The following is a 19,333-nucleotide window of genomic DNA, read 5'->3' on the forward strand; positions in this document are numbered from 1 at the left end:
CGCTTTTCTTGTTTGCAGCTTGGGCTTTAAGCTCGTTTCTTTATCGTTACTAAACAGCCGTGAGCGGCAAGCGTAAGACTGCGGAGCCAGGCATACAGCCCTCTTGCAGCTTGCAACTTGCAGCTAAAAGCTGGAGGTCTCCTCCCCCATGTCTCAAGAACGCCGCTTCAGCTTCGAGTTTTTTCCTACCAAGACCGACGCTGGACATGAAAAGCTGCTGACCGTTGCTCGTCAGCTGGCCACCTACAACCCCGATTTTTTCTCCTGCACCTACGGTGCCGGTGGCTCGACCCGCGACCGCACGCTCAATACCGTGCTGCAGCTGGAAAACGAGATCAAAGTACCTGCTGCGCCGCATTTGTCTTGTGTAGGCGACAGCAAGGACGACTTGCGCAGCTTGCTGACGCACTACAAGGATGCGGGCATCAAACGCATCGTGGCCCTGCGCGGCGACCTGCCTTCGGGTATGGGTATGGCCAGCGGTGAGCTGCGCCATGCCAATGACCTGGTGAGTTTCATTCGCCAGGAAAGCGGCAGCCATTTCCATATCGAAGTGGCCGCCTACCCGGAAATGCACCCGCAGGCGCGCAACTTCGAAGACGACCTGAAGCACTTCGTCAACAAGGCCAATGCCGGTGCCGACAGCGCGATCACTCAGTACTTCTTCAACGCCGACAGCTACTTCACCTTTGTCGAGCGCGTCGAGAAGATGGGCGTAAGCATTCCGATCGTGCCGGGCATCATGCCGATCACCAATTACAGCAAGCTGGCGCGCTTCTCGGATGCGTGCGGTGCGGAAATCCCGCGCTGGATCCGTAAGCAGCTGGAGGCCTATGGCGATGACGTGCAAAGCATTCAGGCGTTTGGCGAAGAAGTCATCACGCAAATGTGTGAGCGACTGCTGCAAGGCGGTGCCCCCGGTCTGCATTTCTACACCCTGAACCAGGCAGAGCCGAGCCTGGCCGTGTGGAACAACCTGCAACTGCCGCGCTGAAAACGGCCTCAGGACCGCGATCCAGCCGGGTATTCCCGGGAGATCGCGGCCCGATACACCGTTGGGCAGCAGGAAAGCGGCGTATTGCGTTCGCTCTGTTATACTCCAGCCTTCCCGCCAGGCTTACGCCCGGACGCCCGGTCTTGCAATCGTCACCCGTTCACGCCAACAGCGCAATTTTCATCAAGCGCAGACGTCACGGGATGCACTGAAGACCCGGCAGGACCGGACGGGATCGCGTTGTCTTTACACGCCATTCGCGCCAGGCAAGACATCCCTTGAGCTTAAGCTCCAACAGAACAGGATTACTCATGTCCTTTGCTTCCCTCGGTCTCTCCGAGGCTTTAGTCCGCGCCATCGAGGCAGCGGGCTATACCCAGCCTACCCCCGTGCAACAGCGGGCCATTCCCGCCGTGTTGCAAGGTCGCGACCTGATGGTTGCGGCACAGACCGGTACTGGTAAAACCGGCGGTTTCGCCCTCCCTATTCTGGAGCGGCTGTTTCCCAACGGTGTTCCGGACAAATCCCAGCGTCACGGCCCGCGCCAACCACGCGTGCTGGTCCTGACCCCGACCCGCGAACTGGCCGCACAAGTGCACGAGAGTTTCAAACTCTATGCCCGCGACCTGAAATTCGTCAGCGCCTGCATCTTCGGCGGCGTCGGCATGAACCCGCAGGTTCAGGCCATGTCCCGTGGTGTAGACGTATTGGTGGCCTGCCCCGGTCGCCTGCTTGACCTGGCCGGTCAAGGCAGCGTTGACCTGTCCCACGTTGAAATCCTGGTGCTCGATGAAGCAGACCGGATGCTCGACATGGGCTTCGTGCATGACGTCAAGAAAGTCCTCGCGCGCCTGCCTGCCAAGCGTCAGAACCTGCTGTTCTCGGCCACCTTCTCCAATGACATCACGTCGTTGGCTGGCAAGCTGCTGCACAACCCCGAGCGCATCGAAGTCACACCGCCAAACACCACGGTCGAGCGTATCGAGCAACGGGTTTTCCGCCTGCCAGCCAACCACAAGCGTTCGCTGCTGGCGCATTTGATCACTGTCGGTGCCTGGGAACAGGTACTGGTCTTCACCCGCACCAAGCACGGTGCCAACCGTCTGGCCGAGTACCTGGACAAGCACGGCCTTGCGGCGGTCGCGATCCACGGCAACAAGAGCCAGAACGCACGCACCAAGGCACTGGCCGATTTCAAGGCGGGTGATGTACGCATCATGGTTGCGACCGATATCGCGGCACGTGGCCTGGATATCGATCAGTTGCCGCATGTCGTCAACTTCGAGCTGCCCAACGTCGACGAAGACTATGTTCACCGTATCGGCCGTACTGGCCGCGCCGGTCGTTCCGGCGAAGCCATTTCGCTGGTTGCGCCGGACGAAGAGAAGCTGCTCAAAAGCATTGAGCGCATGACCAAACAGAAAATCGCCGACGGCGACCTGATGGGCTTCGACATCACTGCCGTCGAGGCTGAAAAGCCGGAAGTGCGCGAGCGTCCGGATGTTCGCAACTCCCGTAGTGCACGTCCTGCCGGCGACAAGAACAACGGTGGTCGTCGCGACAAGGGCAAGGACAAAGGCAAGGAAAAACCCGCCGCTGCGGCCGCTACTGGCGAACGCCCTGCCCGGCAGCCACGCGAAAAAAAACCTCGTGAGGGCACGCCTCGCAGCGAACAGCGTGCATCGCAGCCTGCCATACCGCGTCCGACGGCGGATCGTGCCCCGGATGAGTTCCGCGATGACGAAGTGGATAACTTCGGAAATCGCGCTGACTACGTCAGTCCTTACCAGGGCAAAGGGCAGAACCGTGGTCGTCGCCCGGCTGCCGCGCCTGGTGCTGCACCGGCTACCGGTGGCGCAGCTCGTCCGGCCAATCAGGGTCGACCTGCGGGCGGCGCTCGCAACGGCTCAGGCTCCGGCGCGCCAAAGCGCAACGGTTCGGGTTCGTCGGCACCGCGCTCACGTGATGGCCAGCCTCGTGGTCGTCGCCCGGCACGTGACGATCAGCCCTTGCCGCGTGAAGGTCAGGAGCCAGCCGTGCGTGCACCACGCGACGGCCAGCCCCAGCCAAAGATCGTGCACAAGGAATCAAAGATCGACCGCTTCCCGTCAGCCGAGCAACTGGACCAGTTGCCAAGCCGCCCGCGCGGTGAAAAACCGGCCCTGCTGACCCGCAACCGCGACAGCTGACAGCCACGCAACACTGAAAACGCCCCGACCTGCTCGGGGCGTTTTTGTTTGTTGTATCGTTTGTTGTGTCGATGATCGCTCCCACGCTCCGCGTCAGATATTGAGCGGGTGGCGCGGTGCCGATCCGTGACGCAGAGCGTCACGAACTGCATGCCAACGCGGAGCATTGGCACGATAGTCAGCTCAGGAAGTTTCATCGCACCAACAAAAACGCCGACCCAAAGGTCGGCGTTCTGTCGATCAAACGTGCAATTACTTCTTCTGCACGCCTTCGAAGGTGATGTCCAGGTCCAGCGTCTGCGATGTCGGGCCTGGGCCTTTGATGCCGAAGTCGTTCAGGTTAAGCGTCGAAGTACCGTTGAAACCGGCACGGTAGCCGCCCCACGGATCCTTGCCTTCGCCGTTGAAGGTTGCCTTGATCACGATCGGCTTGGTCACGCCGTGCAGGGTCAGGTCACCGGTCACGTCAGCCGTTTTCTCGCCGGTCGATTTGACGCTGGTGGAAACAAACTTGGCTTCCGGGTACTTGGCAACGTCCAGGAAATCCTTGCTGGCGATGTGCTTGTCGCGCTCGGCGTGGTTGGTGAACAGGCTGGCAGTTTTCAGCTCGACATTGATTTTGCTGGCCTCAGGCTTGGCAGCATCAAAGCTGAACGTGCCTTCCCAGTCCTTGAACGTACCGTGGATGAAGCTGTAGCCCAGGTGACTGATCTTGAAGTCAACGAATGCGTGTTGACCTTCCTTGTCGATAACGTAGTCGGCAGCCATGGCCTGGCCAGCAGACAACAGTGCGGTACCCAGAGCCAGAGCGGCGAGAGACTTCTTCAACATGCTTTTATTCCCGTTTTGGTTGAACAATCAATTACGACCCAGCATACGCTTGAGGGTCACATCGCGATCGATGAAGTGGTGTTTCAATGCTGCAAGACCGTGGAGCCCCGCGAATATCACGATGACCCAGGCCAGATACAGGTGAATCCAGCCAGCCGTTTCTGCCTGATCAGGAAGGCCCGAGACCAGCGCAGGCACATCGAACAGGCCGAATACCGGTATCCCCACGCCGTCGGCAGTGGAAATGAGGTAACCGGCGAACATCACGGCAAACAGAGCGACGTACAAAAACAGATGGCCAAACGCAGCCCCGATGCGCGTCAACTTACTGTAGCTGGTCAACGGCGGCGGTGGCGGGCTGAGCAGACGCCAGACCACGCGGATCAACATGATCGCAAACAGGGTGATGCCAATGCTCTTGTGCAGATCAGGCCCGGCCTTGCGCCATGTATCGTAGTAATCCAGCCCGACCATCCACAACCCCAGCGCAAACATGCCAAACACGACAGCAGCCACGCCCCAGTGCAGCACCATGCTGACCAGACCGTAGCGAGAGGATGAGTTACGTAGCTGCATTACCAGTACCTTGTCAGAAGTGTTACCAGACTAGCTTTTTATCTATCGAATGAAAGCGCAAAATTTTGCTTGGACATATCGAACAATACGATGAGTCCAATGGACATTTCGTCTGTCGATTCTGTTGGCTTTGCCAACACCTGACCTGCTCTTCAGCAAACCAGACTGTCCTCGCTGCGGCAGCATCTCGATAATTTGCCGTCAGTAACACTTTGCATTGACCATCGGCCGTTCGATACCGATGAACGGCATGATCCGCTCCACTGACGCCAGCCTGCTATAGAGAGAACGGATTCAACGCGCACAAAAAAAGGGACGCGGCCATGAGCCGCGTCCCTTTCATTCAGCTATCGCCGGGTCAGTTGTTGACGTCTGCGGGGGCTGTTTCAGCAGGTGTTTTGGCTGGAGACGGTTTGGTCTGGGCCTTTTTCGCCGCTTCTTTTTTGGCCGCTTCTTTCTTCGCAGCCTCTTTTTTGGCGGCTTCCTTGCTCTGCGGCTTTTTCGCAGGTTCGACCTTGGTCGCGGGCTTCTTCGCGGGCTCGGCTTTTACCGGCGGCCTGGCAGGCTGGACAGCCGGCGCAACCACAGGTGCTGGCGCGACAACAGGCGCTGGAGCTGGAGCCGGTTCCGCGGCCTTCTCTACCGGAGCAGGGGCCGGTGCGGGTTCTTCGGCACCACCAAACAGACGCGAGAAGAAGCCTGGTTTGTCAGCCTGAGGCTTGGCGGGCTCAGCCGGTTTGTCGGACGAACCACCGAACAGGTTACTGAAGAAATTGCCTTCGGATTTCTGCGAAGCCGACGTCGGCGCTTTCGGCGGTGCAACCTTGACCGGTTCGAACGATTTGCCCGCTGCCAGATCCTGCACTTGACCGGCCGCACGCTGACCACTGCGCAGCGCACCTTCCAGAGTGCCAGGGTACAAGGTGTCAGTGTGCTCGCCAGCGAACGCTACGCGCAGAATCGGCCGCTCCCACAGACGCCAGTATTTGCTGATCTGGCCAGGGCCGAACGCCAGGTAAGAGCCACCCGTGGACGGGTCGACGCTGTAACGACGGATTTCATAGCCGGTGTACGCACCGCGCGCTTCGGGATAAAACGCATGCAGCCGGATCAATACCTGATCGACCATCTGCTTGTCGCCGAAGGCCTGCATGATGCGTGCGTTGTCGCCGGACAGGTTGATCACCACATTGGCGCCGCCTTTGAGCGCTGGCTCTACCCACAACATGCCCAGACCGGTATTGCTGAACACTTCACCGGACATGCGCGCCTTGCTGTCCCAGACCGGGGTCTTGAACTTGAGCATGATCTGGTCGCGCCAGCCGTAGTTGGTGCTCTTAATGGCACCCATGTGCTGAGCGTCCAGCGCAGGTGTCATCTGGATCTTGCCCAGCGAGCGCAACGGCACGGCCATGACCACATAATCAGCGGTGTAACTGGTTGCGCCGGTTTTGACCGTGACCTTGTCTTTCTCCTGAATGACGGCTGTCACCGGGGAGTTGGTCTTGATGGTCTTGAGCTGCTTGACGAACGCCTGAGTCAATACCGCGCTGCCACCGGGCAGGCGTGCAGCGCGCAAGTCACGCTCGTCAACCGAGCGATACACCCGCGATTGCTGGGCAAGGTACAGCAGCGACAGGCGCGAAGGCTCGTCATAGCGCGTACGAATCTGCTGGTTGATCAACTGCCGCGCCGTGGCAGGCAGGCTCAGGCGGTCCAGCCAGTTGGCGACGTTGATCTGGTCCAGCGCGAACAGGGTGCTGTTGGATGCCGGGTTTTCCGGGTCATCGACGGATCGGGCCAGGTTGTCCAGAGTGTCGTTGTAGCGTTTGATGGCTTCAGCGGTCGCGGGCTGCTTCACGGCCAGGTCAGCCTGGGTGAAATACACACCGTCGATCAGGTAACCGGGCGTACGCACAAATTCAGGTGCCGGCACGGTAGGCAGCTTGAAGCTGTCCAGGTAGCGGTTCAGCACCGGCTGAGCCTTGGTGTTGCCGATCCACTCGCTGGTCGCCAGGCCGGAGCGTCCGCCCAGGCTGGATTTGGCCTCCAGCAGCGTCACCTGCCACCCCTTGGTTTGCAGTTCGTAGGCGGCAGTCAGACCTGCCAGCCCACCGCCGACGACAATGGCGGTTCGTTGTTTTTCATCGGCGAGCGTAAAACCGCTGACCACCCCCGCCACGATCAGCGCACACGCGCGCAGCCACCCAGAAAGCATTCGGCGAACTCCAGAAAACATAGGGAAGATTGGGCAAGTCAGCCCGGCACATCGACTTGCTGCGCAGGATACGCGAGCCATCAAATAGCCGCCAGCAATGTCCATCGGCCTTTAAAACTGCATCAAAGGTTGTCCCGCAGCCGGGCATTGCATAGGCTGGCGCGATTGTTCGTCCTCGCATCAAGCGAGTCGCTACCCGGAGATTGAAAATGGGCCTCAATGACCAGTGGATGCAACGTGACCTGAAGGTCCTGTGGCACCCCTGTACCCAGATGAAAGACCACGAAAATCTGCCGTTGATACCGATCAAGCGTGGCGAAGGCGTGTGGCTGGAAGACTTCGATGGCAAGCGTTATCTGGATGCTGTCAGCTCCTGGTGGGTCAACGTTTTCGGGCACGCCAACCCGCGTATCAACCAGCGCATCAAGGATCAGGTCGATCAGCTCGAGCACGTGATACTTGCCGGCTTCAGCCATCAACCGGTCATCGAGCTGTCCGAACGGCTGGTCAGCCTCACACCTGAAGGCCTGACCCGCTGCTTCTACGCCGACAACGGTTCCTCCTGCATTGAAGTCGCGCTGAAAATGAGCTTTCACTACTGGCTCAATCGCGGCCAGCCTGACAAAAAGCGCTTCGTCACCCTGACCAACAGCTACCACGGCGAGACCATGGCGGCGATGTCGGTGGGTGATGTGCCGCTGTTTACCGAAACCTACAAGGCGCTGCTGCTCGATACCATCAAGGTGCCAAGCCCCGATTGCTATCACCGCCCGGACGGCATGAGCTGGGAAGAGCATTCGCGCAACATGTTCGCGGCCATGGAGCAGACCCTCGCGGAACACCACGCCAGCGTTGCGGCGGTGATCGTCGAACCGCTGATCCAGGGCGCAGGCGGCATGCGCATGTATCACCCGGTCTACCTCAAGCTGCTGCGCGAGGCCTGCGACCGTTATGGCGTGCACCTGATCCACGATGAAATCGCGGTAGGCTTCGGCCGTACCGGGACGATGTTCGCCTGCGAGCAGGCTGGCATCCGTCCGGATTTCCTCTGCCTGTCCAAGGCGCTGACCGGGGGCTACCTGCCACTGGCGGCCTGCCTGACCACGGACGATGTATACGACGCGTTCTACGATGACTACCCGACGCTGCGTGCGTTTCTGCACTCCCACAGCTACACCGGCAATCCGCTGGCGTGTGCTGCTGCGCTGGCGACGCTGGATATCTTCGAACAGGACAACGTCATCGAGAACAACAAGGCCCTGGCGCAGCGCATGGCAACGGCCACTGCGCATCTGGCGGATCATCCGCACGTCGCGGAAGTGCGCCAGACCGGCATGGCTATCGCTATCGAAATGGTTCAGGACAAAGCCGGCAAGATCGCCTACCCGTGGCAGGAACGCCGTGGCATGAAAGTCTTCCAGCATGCGCTGGAGCGTGGCGCACTGCTGCGCCCGCTGGGCAGTGTGGTGTACTTTTTACCGCCGTATGTGATTACGCCGGAGCAGATCGACTTTCTGGCCGAAGTGGCCAGCGAAGGTATTGATATCGCGACGCGCAGCAGCATCAGTGTGGCGGTGCGGGAGAACTTTCATCCGGACTTTCGCGATCCGGGTTAGGGGCTGGAATTTGCGGCGTCGCGACTGATTTCTTCGCGGACAAGTCCGCTCCCACATGTGTAGCATCTTTGCGGACAACGCCGCCCTACTGTGGGAGCGGACCGGGCGACGCTTCGCTTGTCCGCGAAAGGGCCATCACAGAACAAACACCGGAACCGAGACACACCATGAGACTGTCGCGCTTTTTCACTGAGACGCCGCTGAGCCTGGGCGAACACGAACTGCCTGAGGCCCAGGCGCACTACATCAGCCGCGTGCTGCGCATGACCGAAGGTGACGCGCTGCAACTGTTCGACGGTTCGGGCCTGGAGTTTCGCGGCACCTTGCTCGAAGTCGGCAAGAAACGCGTGCATGTGCAACTGACTGAGCGCTTTGCCGGGCAGGTCGAGTCAGCCCTGCGCGTTCATCTGGGTCAGGGGTTGTCGCGTGGCGAGCGCATGGACTGGGCGATTCAGAAAGCCACTGAGCTGGGCGTCAGCGAAATCACGCCGATCATCAGCGAACGCTGTGAGGTGCGGCTCAAGGACGAGCGCGCCGAGAAACGCCAGGCGCACTGGCAGCAGATCGCGATCAGCGCTTGTGAACAGTGCGGTCGCTCTGTGGTGCCGGTGATTCATGCACCGATGCCGCTTGCCGAGTGGATCAAGCGTACCGAGGCCGACTTGAAGCTGGTTCTGCACCCGGTGGCCGAACCGCTGACCAGCCATGACAAACCAGCCAGCCTGGCCTTCCTGATTGGTCCTGAAGGGGGCCTCAACGATGCGGAAATCGATCAGGCGCAAGCCGCCGGCTTCCACGCCGCCCGCCTCGGCCCGCGCGTTCTGCGCACCGAAACCGCTCCGGTGGTCGCACTGAGCGTGGCACAGCAGTTGTGGGGCGATTTCTGATCGCAGATGATCGTCCCCGCGCTCCGCGTCATCTGCGCCACATTGCTGGCTCAAGAGCAGGCGCGGGAGCGTCCAGAACTGCATGACCACGCTGGAGTGTGGTCATGCTAATCGAGCCCAACGAAAGCCTGGCGTCAGCGGCCACTTTCACAGCACATAAAAGCAGATCGCCACGAAGTGCATCAAACTGCCGCCAATGACGAACAGGTGCCAGATACCGTGAAAGTGGCGAATCTGGTCGTAGGCGAAGAACAGGATGCCGACGGTATACAGCACGCCACCACCGGCCAGCCAGATGAAACCCGCCAAACCCAGTGCAGCCAGCAGCGGTTTGACCGCCACCAGAACGATCCAGCCCATCACGGCGTAGATCACGATGGACATTATGCGCGCTTCGGAACGGGGTTTTATTTCCTGCACAATGCCGATCAGCGCCAGCCCCCAGACGATGCCGAACAGGGTCCAGCCCCATGCGCCGCGCAATGTGACCAGACAGAACGGTGTGTAACTGCCCGCAATCATAAGGTAGATCGAAAAGTGATCGACCTTTTGCATGATCGATTTAGAACGGCCCTTCACGCTGTGATAAACCGTGGAAACGCTGTACAGCGTGACCAGGCAGGCGCCGTAGATCGCGATACTGACGACCTTCCAGACGTCGCCATGCAGGCTGGCCATCACCAGTAGCCAGATCGCGCCGACGGCGGCCAGCACCGCGCCAACCAGATGAGACCAGGCGTTGAATTTTTCTCCGTAGTACATCCGCTCACTACCCTCTTATGGCGAAAACACTTGGTGCAGAGGCTCCGGGTTATTGAAACAAAGTGCAACATCCGTGTCAGTGACGGATATTTTAAGCAGCTATCCGCGCATGAGTTGTGCACAATCAGCGCACGTAAATAACAAGCGCCACGACATGCAGATCGATGACGAACTGACGCTCAAGAAACTGGAAATATTCCTGGCCTTCATGCGCACCGGCAATCTGGCGCGGGCGGCGGAGGAGTTGCAGACCAGCAACGTCAGCGTGCACCGCGCCATCCACTCGCTGGAAAGCGCCTTGCGCTGCCCGCTGTTCAAGCACGAAGGCCGCAACCTCACGCCGCTTGAAAGCGCCTACGTGCTGGAAGAGCGCGCACAGAAGCTGGTGCAGGACGTGCTCGCCACGGTGGAGCTGACTCGTCAGGCGGCGGGCTTTTCGGCGGCGCGGTTCCGGCTCGGGGCCTTGTATTCACTGACGGTCAAGACTGTGCCACAGCTGATCATGGGCTTGAAGATACGCCGCAGCGAGCTGAATATCGACCTGATTCTGGGCTCGAACATGGACCTGCTCTACAAGCTCAAGAACATGGAAGTCGACGCCATGCTGGTGTCGCTGGATGAAAGCACCCACGACCCGGACTGCGAGCACCTGGCGCTGTTCTCCGACGATATCTTTCTGGCTTTGCCCACTGACTCGCCATTTGCCGAGCACCATGAAGTAGACCTGGCCGACCTGCGCGAGGCGACGTTCATCACCCTGACCCAGGGCTTCGCGACTCATCGCGATGGCATACGCGTATTTCAGCAGGCCGGGTTCGAGCCCAAGGTGGCGATGCAGGTCAATGACATCTTCACCCTGCTGAGCATGGTCAGCTCCGGCGTCGGCTATGCACTGCTGCCTGGACGGATCGCAGCGGTTTATGAGAACCGCGTGCGACTGATTCCGTTGCAGAGCCGCTACCGGATGCAGCAACACATCGGCATGGTCTTTCTCAAGTCCAGAGAGCGGGACCCCAACCTGCTGGCGCTGCTCGCCGAGTGCCGGATGTATGCGAATCGTCTGCTGGAGCAGACGACCTGACCTAGCCGACGATAGCGCGCACGATGAAATACAACACCGACGGCCCCAGCAGACAACCAAGCCCGGTATGGAAAGTGGCCGTCAACGCGCCATAGGGCACCAGACGCCGGTCTGTCGCGGCCAGCCCGGCGGTAACGCCGCTGACGGTACCCGCCAGGCCGCCGAAGACCATCGCCGAGCGCGGGTTGTCCAGGCCCATCCAGCGCGCAGCCACAGGCGTGCCGACCATCACCAGAATCGCCTTGATCAGGCCGGTGGCAATCGATAACGCCATGACGTCGGAAGTAGCGCCCAATGCAGCCCCCGTCACCGGGCCGACAATATAGGTCACCGCCCCGGCACCGATAGTGGTCATGCTGATTGCGTCACGATAGCCAAACGCCCAGGCAATGCTTGCACCGACGATAAACGGCAGAATAGTGCCCAGCAGCAAGGCAACGGCTCCGATCATCCCCGCCTTGCGCGCTTCGGTAGCTTGAACTTCAAAGGCGGTGGCGACGATGGCAAAGTCACGCAACATCGCGCCGCCCATCAGGCCGATGCCGGAAAACAACGCCATATCGGCCAGACCTTTCTGGCCTCCGGTCAAGGTCCCGCCCACCCAGGCCAGAATCAGCCCGATGACGATCGCGATGGCCGAGCCGTGTACCCGGCCAAACGTCAGCCGCCTGGAAAGCACCACCGAGACCCACATGATGATGCCGACAAAGGCAAATGCGGTGATCAGACCGTTGTGTTCAAGTCCCTGCTCGATCAGTGGCCACATGTCAGCGACCTCCAGCCGGAGCGACATCGGGCGTCAGCAACGGCTCTTCCTTGGGGAGAGGCTCGCCACGATTGGTGCGGCTGATCACTGCGATGGTGCAGGCACACAGCACCACCGAACCGACAGCGGCCAACACGGCGACCGGCCCGCCCTTGAGCGCAGTCACGACATTCTGTTGCGCAGCCATCGCCACCACGACCGGTATGTACAGCGCGCCCCAGAAACCGACGCCCATTTCACAGTCCTTGGTCATACCGCCGTGTTTCTGCATCCACAGACGCGCGCAGATCAACAGGATCATTGCGATCCCGACCCCACCCACATTGGATTTCACGCCCAGCAGAACGCCGAGCATATCGCCGAGAATCACGCCCGCAAGCGTGCAGATAGCCAGTAGTGCAACACCGTAGATAATCATTGTTGTTATTCCTCTGTTTGCATTGCTGAAGTTGTTGTTTTTGTCCTTCGTAGCAGCTGCACGGCGGCTCTATAGGGTGCGGCAGCCCTCCTCGCGCGACAGCGCGACCAGGCTGTCCAGACGCGCAGCCTGAAAGGCCAGCGCCGTTCCTTGCTGAAATACCTTGCGCGCCAGCCCGGTCAGCACCGCACCGGGTGGCAATTCGATGTGCAGGCGCACGCCTCGCTCCCAGGCGGTTTCCACGGTGCTGCGCCAGTCGATGACCCGGCACATATTGAAGGCCAGGTCGTCGCGCAGTTTCTCGGCACTTGGCACAAGTCGCGCGCTGCTGCCACTGAGGTAACGTATCTTCGGAGCCTGAAGCGCAACCTGTGAAAAGGCCTCGTCCAGTTGCTGCGCGGGCGCGTCCAGCAGTGCGCAATGCGATGGCACGCTGACTGCCAGACGCTTGACCGCAGCAGCGCCGGACGCCTTGGCCAACTGACCGACCTGATGCATGGCTTCGGCGCTGCCTGATATCACCATTTGATTGTCGGCGTTGATATTGGCGAGAAAAACCGGTGCCTCCGGGCTGTGAACCTGGCCGATCAGCGCCTCGACCTGAGCCTGATCCAGGCCGATCAGTGCAGTCATGCCGTAGCCTTGCGGCCATGCGTTCTGCATCAGTTCGCCACGCAACGCGACCAGCCGAACCGCATCGTCGAAAGCCAGCGCCCCCGCAATCACCGCTGCCGGATACGCACCGATGGACAGTCCTGCCAGGTAATCCGGCACACAGTCCTGCGCTTGCAACACGCGGGCACAGGCAACACCGGCGATCAGCAGACAGAGCTGAACGGCGCGGGTCGATTGCAGCGCCTGAGCGCTGTCCAGTGCCAGTACATCTTCGCCCAGCGCGCCGGCGGCTTCCTGCAGACAATCGCGAGCAACGGCATCGTCCGGCAACCGATGCAGCATGCCTGCCTGCTGAGCGCCCTGGCCGGGAAATACCCATAGACTGCTCATGCGTACACCTCGACCCGATGCCACGGATCTGCAACCAGCCGCGCGCCCTCGGAAGTCTTGAGCAGTACCCGACCCGTTGGCCGGGCCCATTCGCGCAGTGCCACGCCACCTTGATCGAGTTGTAACTGGACATCGACCCGACAGACCGATGTTTCCAGCGCTTCGACCAACTCGGCTGCGCAACGGCGACTCAACGGCTCGGGCGTGCGCAGAATAAGGTCCAGATCGCTGTCCTGATTCAGTGCCGCGATACCGCTGGCCAGTTCGAAACCGGCACTGCCACCGATGCCCCAGACCCGTTCCAAAGCATCCATGACCGGACGGACCTGGCGCAGCGCCCGCAACGCCGGCCAGTCCTGAATGTGCCCGGTAGGGCAGTCGACCAGCTGCTCGGGGCTGACTTGCCTGTAGACGTCCGCCAGCGACATGTTCGCGGCATAGCGCTGCTCACGCCCCCGGCCACGCAACCCCACCGCCACCTGACCAGCCGTCACTGCCTGACGACGCACGACCACCGGGTGCCCGGCCAGCACTGCCTCGACCGCCCATGCGGGCGCGTCGTCCGGCAAGCAAGACAGCGGCATGCCCCATAGCAAATCATGGGGCCGCGCTGCAAAGGCGCCGTCAGTCACCATTGCGCCCGCAACAACTGCCGCACAGTGGCCGATGCCGCACGGTTGCTCGCGCCCAGACGGCTGCTCAAGTCAACTCCGCCGGCCTGCACGTCGTTGATCGCGCTGCTCAGTACATTGCGCACCTGGGTCAGGTCATCCGCAGCGGGCTGCTCGATCTGGCTGACCGAGAGGGTTTCCCACAGCAGTCCCAGACTGGCGTAGCTGTCGATGTCGTAGGCCATCGGCGGGATGCTGGCGGCCAGCTTTTCCAGCTCGTCGACACTGCGCAGCGTTACACGCGCAGCCGAAGCCTTGCCCATTGCATGCACCATCACACCCGGATCACGTAACGCAATCAGCCGATTGGCCTGGTAACCATGGGCCAGAAACGCACCGGACATTGCCTTGCCGACCAGCAGGCCAATGACCGGATGACCGGCGAGGCGCGCTCGCGCGTAGCTGTCCACTGCCCCGGCCAGCGCCTGGTGAATGCCGAGCGCTTCCTCGCGACGGCCGTAGGCCTGGCTGGGCACGTCGACAATAGCGATCAGTGCGCGTTTCGCGGCGCGATCGCGATCCTCTTCGATGGCGTCATCCACCGCCTTAGCCAGGCCCCAGCCTTCCAGCAGGCCCACTTCGCCCTGACGCGCCCGGGGAAAACGGTTGGCGGTATCGGCAACTACTGCCAGAAAGCGCACCGGCTGCTCGCCCAGAACCCCGTCGGCCACTTTCAGCGAGGCAGGCAGGCCGCTCACTTCGCTCGCGCCTGCGCTCAGTGCGTTGAACCAGTTCAACCCCCGTTGTGAATAGCTCATGACCGGGCTCCTTGATAAAGGGTGCGCACGCCTTGCGCATCGATTTGCGGTTCGGTATCGAGGCTCGCCAGGCGTTGCAGGAACAACGCGTACTGGCTACTGCGATGCGTTGCGGGTACGCCCTGTTTGAGCCAGCCGCTGACCTGCTGCCTGACCGCGGCCACATCGTCTGCGGCAAAACCGTCCACCATATCGCTGGCAAAGCGTTGCTCGCCACCGGTCAGGCTCCAGATAAACGGACGGTCGCGGGAGTCGTATTCTTCGATGCCGGCTTCCTGCTCGATCACCTGCGGACCGTTCAGACCAAGACGGGCTTCCTGGGTCACCAGCAGATAGCTGCACAGCCCGGCAGCAATGGACATCCCGCCAAAACAACCGACACTGCCCGCCACCACGCCGATGACCGGCTGGTACTGACGCAGATCGACCATCGCGGCATGAATCTCGGCAATCGCCGCCAGCCCCAGATTGGCTTCCTGCAAGCGCACACCACCGGTTTCCAGCAGCACGATTGCCGCAGTGGGAACGCCGTTGCGGTTGTCTTCGGCAGCCAGCTCCAGGGCACCCGCCATTTTCGCGCCACCGACCTCGCCCATGCTGCCGCCCTGAAAGGAACCTTCAATGGCCGCGATGACTACCGGCCGTCCATCGACAGTGCCCTTGGCGACTACCACACCATCGTCGGCCTGAGGCACAACGCCTTGCCGGGCAAGCCAGGGCGACATGACACGGTCGAACGGGCCGAGCAATTCGCGGAAGCTGCCAGCATCCAGCAAGGCGCGGGCACGCTGGCGGGCACCGAGTTCGATGAAGCTGTGCTGGCTCAGCAAGCGTGCGGTATCAGTCATGGCCGATCTCCTCGAAACCCTGCTCCAGACGCAAGCGCACGACGCCGGGCGTCGCACCGAAGTCATGAATATCAATACTCAAAGCCGGTGGAGTCTGGCCGTCGAACATGCGCTCGAACAGGTGTTTCCAGCGCAGCGAGGCACCATTGACCGATGTCACCACCTGAATCGACAGGGTGCCCGGCTGGCCGGGCTGCAGCAGTACCTCCAGATCACCGGAGCCCACAACGCCCACCAGTGCACGGCCTTTGGGTGGCTGGCCGGCAGGAAATTCAAAAGACAGGGTTTCCATTTCAGACATTCCTCGAAACAGGGCCGAGCGCAGGCTCCAGGCCATCGATGAACAGGCAGGCAGCCAGCAGATCGGCCGCACCGCCAGGCGAAGCATTGAGTGCCAGCAGTTGTCGATCCAGTTCGTTCAGGGCGCGGCGACCGGCCAGGCTGGCACTGCCTCCCGCGTCAAGCACCCGCTGTGCGCCGTGCTGCATGGTGCGCAACCCTTCGATGCCGGCGCGATGCAGCACGCAGGTGTCGGCCAGGGTGGTCATGATGGCCAGCAGTGCATCCAGCCGGGCGTTCTGCTCGCCACCGCCAGCCGCACGGCTGCGCTGCAATTGCGGCAGAGCGAAATGCCTGACGGCCGGGAAGCCTTGTTGCGCCTGCTCTCTGGCCCCCATGACGCCGTAGCGGCGAACCACTGCATGACCGTGGCTGTTTTGTGCGATTACCTGACGATCCGTGATCTGTGCCAGACCGGCAGCGCGTGCGCAGACGGCATCGGCTGAACAATCCTGAACATCCAGCGCGACAGCCGTCACCAACAGGCCCAGCGCCCAGATCGCACCGCGGTGCGTATTCACCCCGGCGGTAGTGCGCAACATCGTGGCCTCGCCTTCGCGACCGAGACGCCCCAGCGCTTCACGCAATGGCTGGCCCACCACGCCGAATTGCGTTGCGGCGTCGGCCATCGACTTGAAGGTCGGCCAGAGTGACAGCGCCGAGGAATGCATCAGGCCCAGGTGAAGGTCGGTGTGCGCGCCGCTGCCACGCCGGTCTACCAAGGCAGGTTTGGGCGACAGGTCGGCTTCGTCGATCAGGGCATCCACGGCCAGATCGGCCAGTCGCTCGGCCAGCGAAGCCGGTTGCGGTGTCAATTGGAGTGCGCTCATTACCAACTCCTGAATTTGGCAGGCGGGTTATAGAGACCACCGGACCACTGAACCAGATCGGCAATGCTCTTGGCAGCCAGCAGTTCACGGTTGGCATCGGTACGCCGGATACCCAGGTCCTCCGGCAGCGCAATCAGCCCTTCACGGCGCATGCGTGCCGTGTCTTTGGGATTGTGGCGCAGGCCGATCACCGTCACACCGGCCACCGCCGCAATCATCGCCTGACGCTCTTCAAGGCTGCGCGCCTTGTACAGGTAGGCGATGCCTTCCTCTGTCAGCAGATGGGTGACGTCGTCGCCGTAGATCATGATCGGTGCCAGCGGCATACCGCTTTTTTTCGCCACCTCGACGGCATCCAGTGTTTCGACGAAGGTCGGTTTACCGCCTTCCTGGAACGTCTCGACCATCTGCACCACCAGCTTCTTGCCGCGTTCCAGATAGGCCGCCGGGCCATCATCATGCTGCTGGCGCATGTCGAGCCAGGCCGGTGTGGCGTGACGCCGTCCGCGTGGGTCATGGCCCATGTTCGGCGCACCACCAAAGCCTGCCAGACGGCCACGGGTGACGGTCGAAGAATGTCCGTCACCATCGACCTGCAGGGTCGCGCCGATAAACAGGTCCACTGCGTATTGTCCGGCCAGCTGGCAGAGCTGGCGGTTGGAACGCAACGAACCGTCGCGTCCGGTGAAGAACACGTCCGGACGGGCAGCGATGTAGTTCTCCATGCCTAGCTCGGTGCCGAAACAATGCACGCTCTCGACCCAGCCGCTTTCGATGGCCGGGATCAGCGTCGGGTGCGGATTGAGCGTCCAGTTGCGGCAGATCTTTCCTTTCAGACCCAGCGACTCACCATAGGTCGGCAGGATCAGTTCAATGGCGGCGGTGTTGAAACCAATACCGTGGTTCAGGGACTGGACGTTATGTTTTTCGTAGATGCCGCGAATCGCCATCATCGCCATCAGCACGTGCACCGGCTTGATATGACGCGGGTCGCGGGTGAACAATGGTTCGATATAGAACGGCTTGTCAGCGACCACCACAAAATCGACCCACGAAGCCGGGATGTCCACCCGTGGCAACTCGCTGACGTCGTCGACCAGTTGATTGACCTGGACGATGACGATGCCGTCGCTGAATGCGGCCGGCTCGATCAGCGCCGGAGTGTCTTCAGTGCTGGGCCCGGTGTAGATATTGCCGGCGCGGTCGGCCATGAAACCTGCCGCCAGGACCACGTTGGGGATAAGGTCCACCACCAGCCGTGAATAGAGTTCGATGTAGGTGTGGATCGCGCCGATTTCCAGCAGGCCGTCTTCCAGCAACTGACTGATGCGCAGGCTTTGTGTGCCGGCGAACGAGAAGTCCAGCTTGCGCGCAATGCGCTGCTCGAACAGGTCCAGATGCTCGGCACGGCCAACGCTGGGCATGATCATGTGCAGGTCATGCACCTTGCCCGGATCGACTTTGGCCAGCGCGCGGGACAGAAAGTCCGCCTGTTTCTGGTTATTGCCTTCAAGCACCACACGATCACCGGAAACCAGCAGGGCCTCCAGTGCCGCGACGATTTTGTCGGTCGGCAACACCACACCATCGGCCAACGTCCGCACTTGCTCCAGACGTCGCTGCTTCTCGCTGCGACGACGAGTCCAGCGTGCGTCGGGGGAAGTTGTTGTTGTCATGATCGCTCCACGATTTTGCTGTCGTGGGCCACCTTAGGAGCGATGGGGGGCGCGCATCAATCAAGCAGCGAGCGGAATCGTTACGGCTGGAGTAACGATGGGAGTCGTGATCATTTTTTGCCGGACTGCATAACATTTGCGAAACGCCCTGCTGATGTTTGCGTAGGACCGGTCTTTAACAGAGCTTTTGCACAATCGGGCAGCCGATTTTCGCCTAGCCTTGAGGCTTCCAGAACCCACAGGAAGCACTGCCATGTCGTTTATAGTCAGGGAAGGCGATCCAACCACCACCGGCGGGTTTGTGCTGAGCGGGTCTTCAAGCGAAGTCATCGACCAGCGCCGCGTTGCCCGCATGGGTGATCCGGTATGGTGCCCGATGTGCACGAGCATCGGTTTCATTGCTCAGGGCAATCCGACGTATGTCGACGATCTGGTGGCGGTTGCCACGCAGGGGCATGCAGTGGAGTGCGGCTGCAAACCCGGCAGCAACCGGCTGAGCGCCTCGCAGGAACACGTCCACGCCGACATGGACGCCGCTGTCACCATCTCCACCGAACGGGCCTTGGCCGCGCGGCTGCATGCCGAGCATCTGGCCTGCTCACTCAGAGACGGCAGCTACACTCCCGAGGTGCTCAGGTCGCGATGATTTCTGTGTCTGAGCGTTTTGCTGCCGGTTCCCGGCAGTTCGCGGACAAGCAAAGCGCCGCCCGATCCCCACATCATCCGGCAGATTCGGCTTCGGCCCAGAGGGCGTGGGAGCGGACTTGTACGCGAAGGGCTGCGAAGCGGCCCTGAGACAGGTTATCTCGGTCGCGCCTGATGTACCGCATGCATCGGTTTTGCTGCCGGTTCCCGGCAGTTCGCGGAC

General features: G+C 61.2%; 19 protein-coding genes. 6 read left to right on the plus strand and 13 right to left on the minus strand.

The features are described from left to right. The first annotated feature begins 148 nt into the window (after positions 1–148). On the plus strand, positions 149–994 hold the full coding sequence (gene metF / locus ALO80_RS20935; protein ID WP_054988387.1) for a methylenetetrahydrofolate reductase [NAD(P)H]: 846 nt from the start codon (positions 149–151) through the stop codon (positions 992–994). Positions 995–1,305: 311 nt separating this feature from the next. Continuing rightward, positions 1,306–3,183 carry a DEAD/DEAH box helicase gene (locus tag ALO80_RS20940; protein WP_055010370.1) on the plus strand — a complete coding sequence of 626 codons (1,878 nt, stop codon included), beginning with the start codon at positions 1,306–1,308 and terminating at the stop codon, positions 3,181–3,183. 252 nt (positions 3,184–3,435) lie between these two features. On the opposite strand, the gene ALO80_RS20945 is transcribed toward ALO80_RS20940, so the two are convergent. The 3 genes from ALO80_RS20945 to ALO80_RS20955 form a co-directional block, all read right to left on the minus strand. Then, entirely contained in the window at positions 3,436–4,014 is a 579-nt protein-coding gene (locus tag ALO80_RS20945) for a YceI family protein (protein WP_055010371.1), read from the minus strand. A 27-nt stretch (positions 4,015–4,041) separates the two neighbouring features. Further along, positions 4,042–4,590 carry a cytochrome b gene (locus tag ALO80_RS20950; protein WP_002551706.1) on the minus strand — a complete coding sequence of 183 codons (549 nt, stop codon included), beginning with the start codon at positions 4,588–4,590 and terminating at the stop codon, positions 4,042–4,044. Between the two features lie 358 nt (positions 4,591–4,948). Next, on the minus strand, positions 4,949–6,808 hold the full coding sequence (locus tag ALO80_RS20955; protein WP_055010372.1) for a flavin monoamine oxidase family protein: 1,860 nt from the start codon (positions 6,806–6,808) through the stop codon (positions 4,949–4,951). 209 nt (positions 6,809–7,017) lie between these two features. Between ALO80_RS20955 and ALO80_RS20960 the strand changes: the two genes are divergently transcribed. Both ALO80_RS20960 and ALO80_RS20965 read left to right on the plus strand, forming a co-directional pair. Then, complete coding sequence (locus ALO80_RS20960) at positions 7,018–8,424, plus strand: adenosylmethionine--8-amino-7-oxononanoate transaminase (RefSeq protein ID WP_055010373.1); 1,407 nt, start codon at positions 7,018–7,020, stop codon at positions 8,422–8,424. 167 nt (positions 8,425–8,591) lie between these two features. Continuing rightward, positions 8,592–9,311, plus strand: coding sequence for a 16S rRNA (uracil(1498)-N(3))-methyltransferase (locus ALO80_RS20965; protein ID WP_055010374.1), 720 nt, complete (start codon positions 8,592–8,594; stop codon positions 9,309–9,311). Positions 9,312–9,458: 147 nt separating this feature from the next. Here the strand turns inward: ALO80_RS20965 and trhA are convergent, their stop codons facing one another. Continuing rightward, complete coding sequence (trhA, locus tag ALO80_RS20970; protein ID WP_054988393.1) at positions 9,459–10,073, minus strand: PAQR family membrane homeostasis protein TrhA; 615 nt, start codon at positions 10,071–10,073, stop codon at positions 9,459–9,461. Between the two features lie 154 nt (positions 10,074–10,227). Between trhA and ALO80_RS20975 the strand changes: the two genes are divergently transcribed. Then, positions 10,228–11,154 carry a LysR family transcriptional regulator gene (locus ALO80_RS20975; RefSeq protein WP_055010375.1) on the plus strand — a complete coding sequence of 309 codons (927 nt, stop codon included), beginning with the start codon at positions 10,228–10,230 and terminating at the stop codon, positions 11,152–11,154. 1 nt (position 11,155) lies between these two features. On the opposite strand, the gene madM is transcribed toward ALO80_RS20975, so the two are convergent. From madM to mdcA, 9 genes are all read right to left on the minus strand, one after another. Further along, on the minus strand, positions 11,156–11,920 hold the full coding sequence (gene madM, locus ALO80_RS20980) for a malonate transporter subunit MadM (protein ID WP_055010376.1): 765 nt from the start codon (positions 11,918–11,920) through the stop codon (positions 11,156–11,158). 1 nt (position 11,921) lies between these two features. Continuing rightward, positions 11,922–12,338 (minus strand): malonate transporter subunit MadL, encoded by a 417-nt coding sequence (madL, locus tag ALO80_RS20985; protein WP_054988396.1) that lies wholly within the window; start codon positions 12,336–12,338, stop codon positions 11,922–11,924. A 69-nt stretch (positions 12,339–12,407) separates the two neighbouring features. Beyond that, complete coding sequence (gene mdcH / locus ALO80_RS20990; RefSeq protein ID WP_055010377.1) at positions 12,408–13,343, minus strand: malonate decarboxylase subunit epsilon; 936 nt, start codon at positions 13,341–13,343, stop codon at positions 12,408–12,410. Beyond that, positions 13,340–13,978 carry a malonate decarboxylase holo-ACP synthase gene (locus ALO80_RS20995; RefSeq protein WP_055010378.1) on the minus strand — a complete coding sequence of 213 codons (639 nt, stop codon included), beginning with the start codon at positions 13,976–13,978 and terminating at the stop codon, positions 13,340–13,342. The genes mdcH and ALO80_RS20995 overlap by 4 nt, the downstream gene beginning before the upstream one ends. Further along, the gene (mdcE, locus tag ALO80_RS21000) at positions 13,972–14,772 is read right to left on the minus strand and encodes a biotin-independent malonate decarboxylase subunit gamma (protein ID WP_055010379.1); all 801 of its coding nucleotides are present in this window, start codon (positions 14,770–14,772) and stop codon (positions 13,972–13,974) included. The genes ALO80_RS20995 and mdcE overlap by 7 nt, the downstream gene beginning before the upstream one ends. Further along, positions 14,769–15,620: a biotin-independent malonate decarboxylase subunit beta gene (locus ALO80_RS21005; RefSeq protein ID WP_055010380.1), complete on the minus strand. Its 852-nt coding sequence runs from the start codon at positions 15,618–15,620 to the stop codon at positions 14,769–14,771. The genes mdcE and ALO80_RS21005 overlap by 4 nt, the downstream gene beginning before the upstream one ends. Continuing rightward, positions 15,613–15,912: a malonate decarboxylase subunit delta gene (locus ALO80_RS21010; RefSeq protein WP_054986811.1), complete on the minus strand. Its 300-nt coding sequence runs from the start codon at positions 15,910–15,912 to the stop codon at positions 15,613–15,615. The genes ALO80_RS21005 and ALO80_RS21010 overlap by 8 nt, the downstream gene beginning before the upstream one ends. Before the next feature lies 1 nt (position 15,913). After that, positions 15,914–16,789 (minus strand): triphosphoribosyl-dephospho-CoA synthase, encoded by an 876-nt coding sequence (locus ALO80_RS21015; protein ID WP_055010381.1) that lies wholly within the window; start codon positions 16,787–16,789, stop codon positions 15,914–15,916. After that, entirely contained in the window at positions 16,789–18,465 is a 1,677-nt protein-coding gene (mdcA, locus tag ALO80_RS21020; RefSeq protein ID WP_055010382.1) for a malonate decarboxylase subunit alpha, read from the minus strand. Before mdcA ends, ALO80_RS21015 begins: the two co-directional genes overlap by 1 nt. Before the next feature lie 253 nt (positions 18,466–18,718). Between mdcA and ALO80_RS21025 the strand changes: the two genes are divergently transcribed. Next, positions 18,719–19,111 (plus strand): PAAR domain-containing protein, encoded by a 393-nt coding sequence (locus tag ALO80_RS21025; protein WP_055010383.1) that lies wholly within the window; start codon positions 18,719–18,721, stop codon positions 19,109–19,111. Positions 19,112–19,333 lie beyond the last annotated feature (222 nt).

This window comes from Pseudomonas caricapapayae (genome assembly GCF_001400735.1).
In the GTDB taxonomy this organism is placed as follows: Bacteria; Pseudomonadota; Gammaproteobacteria; order Pseudomonadales; family Pseudomonadaceae; genus Aquipseudomonas; species Aquipseudomonas caricapapayae.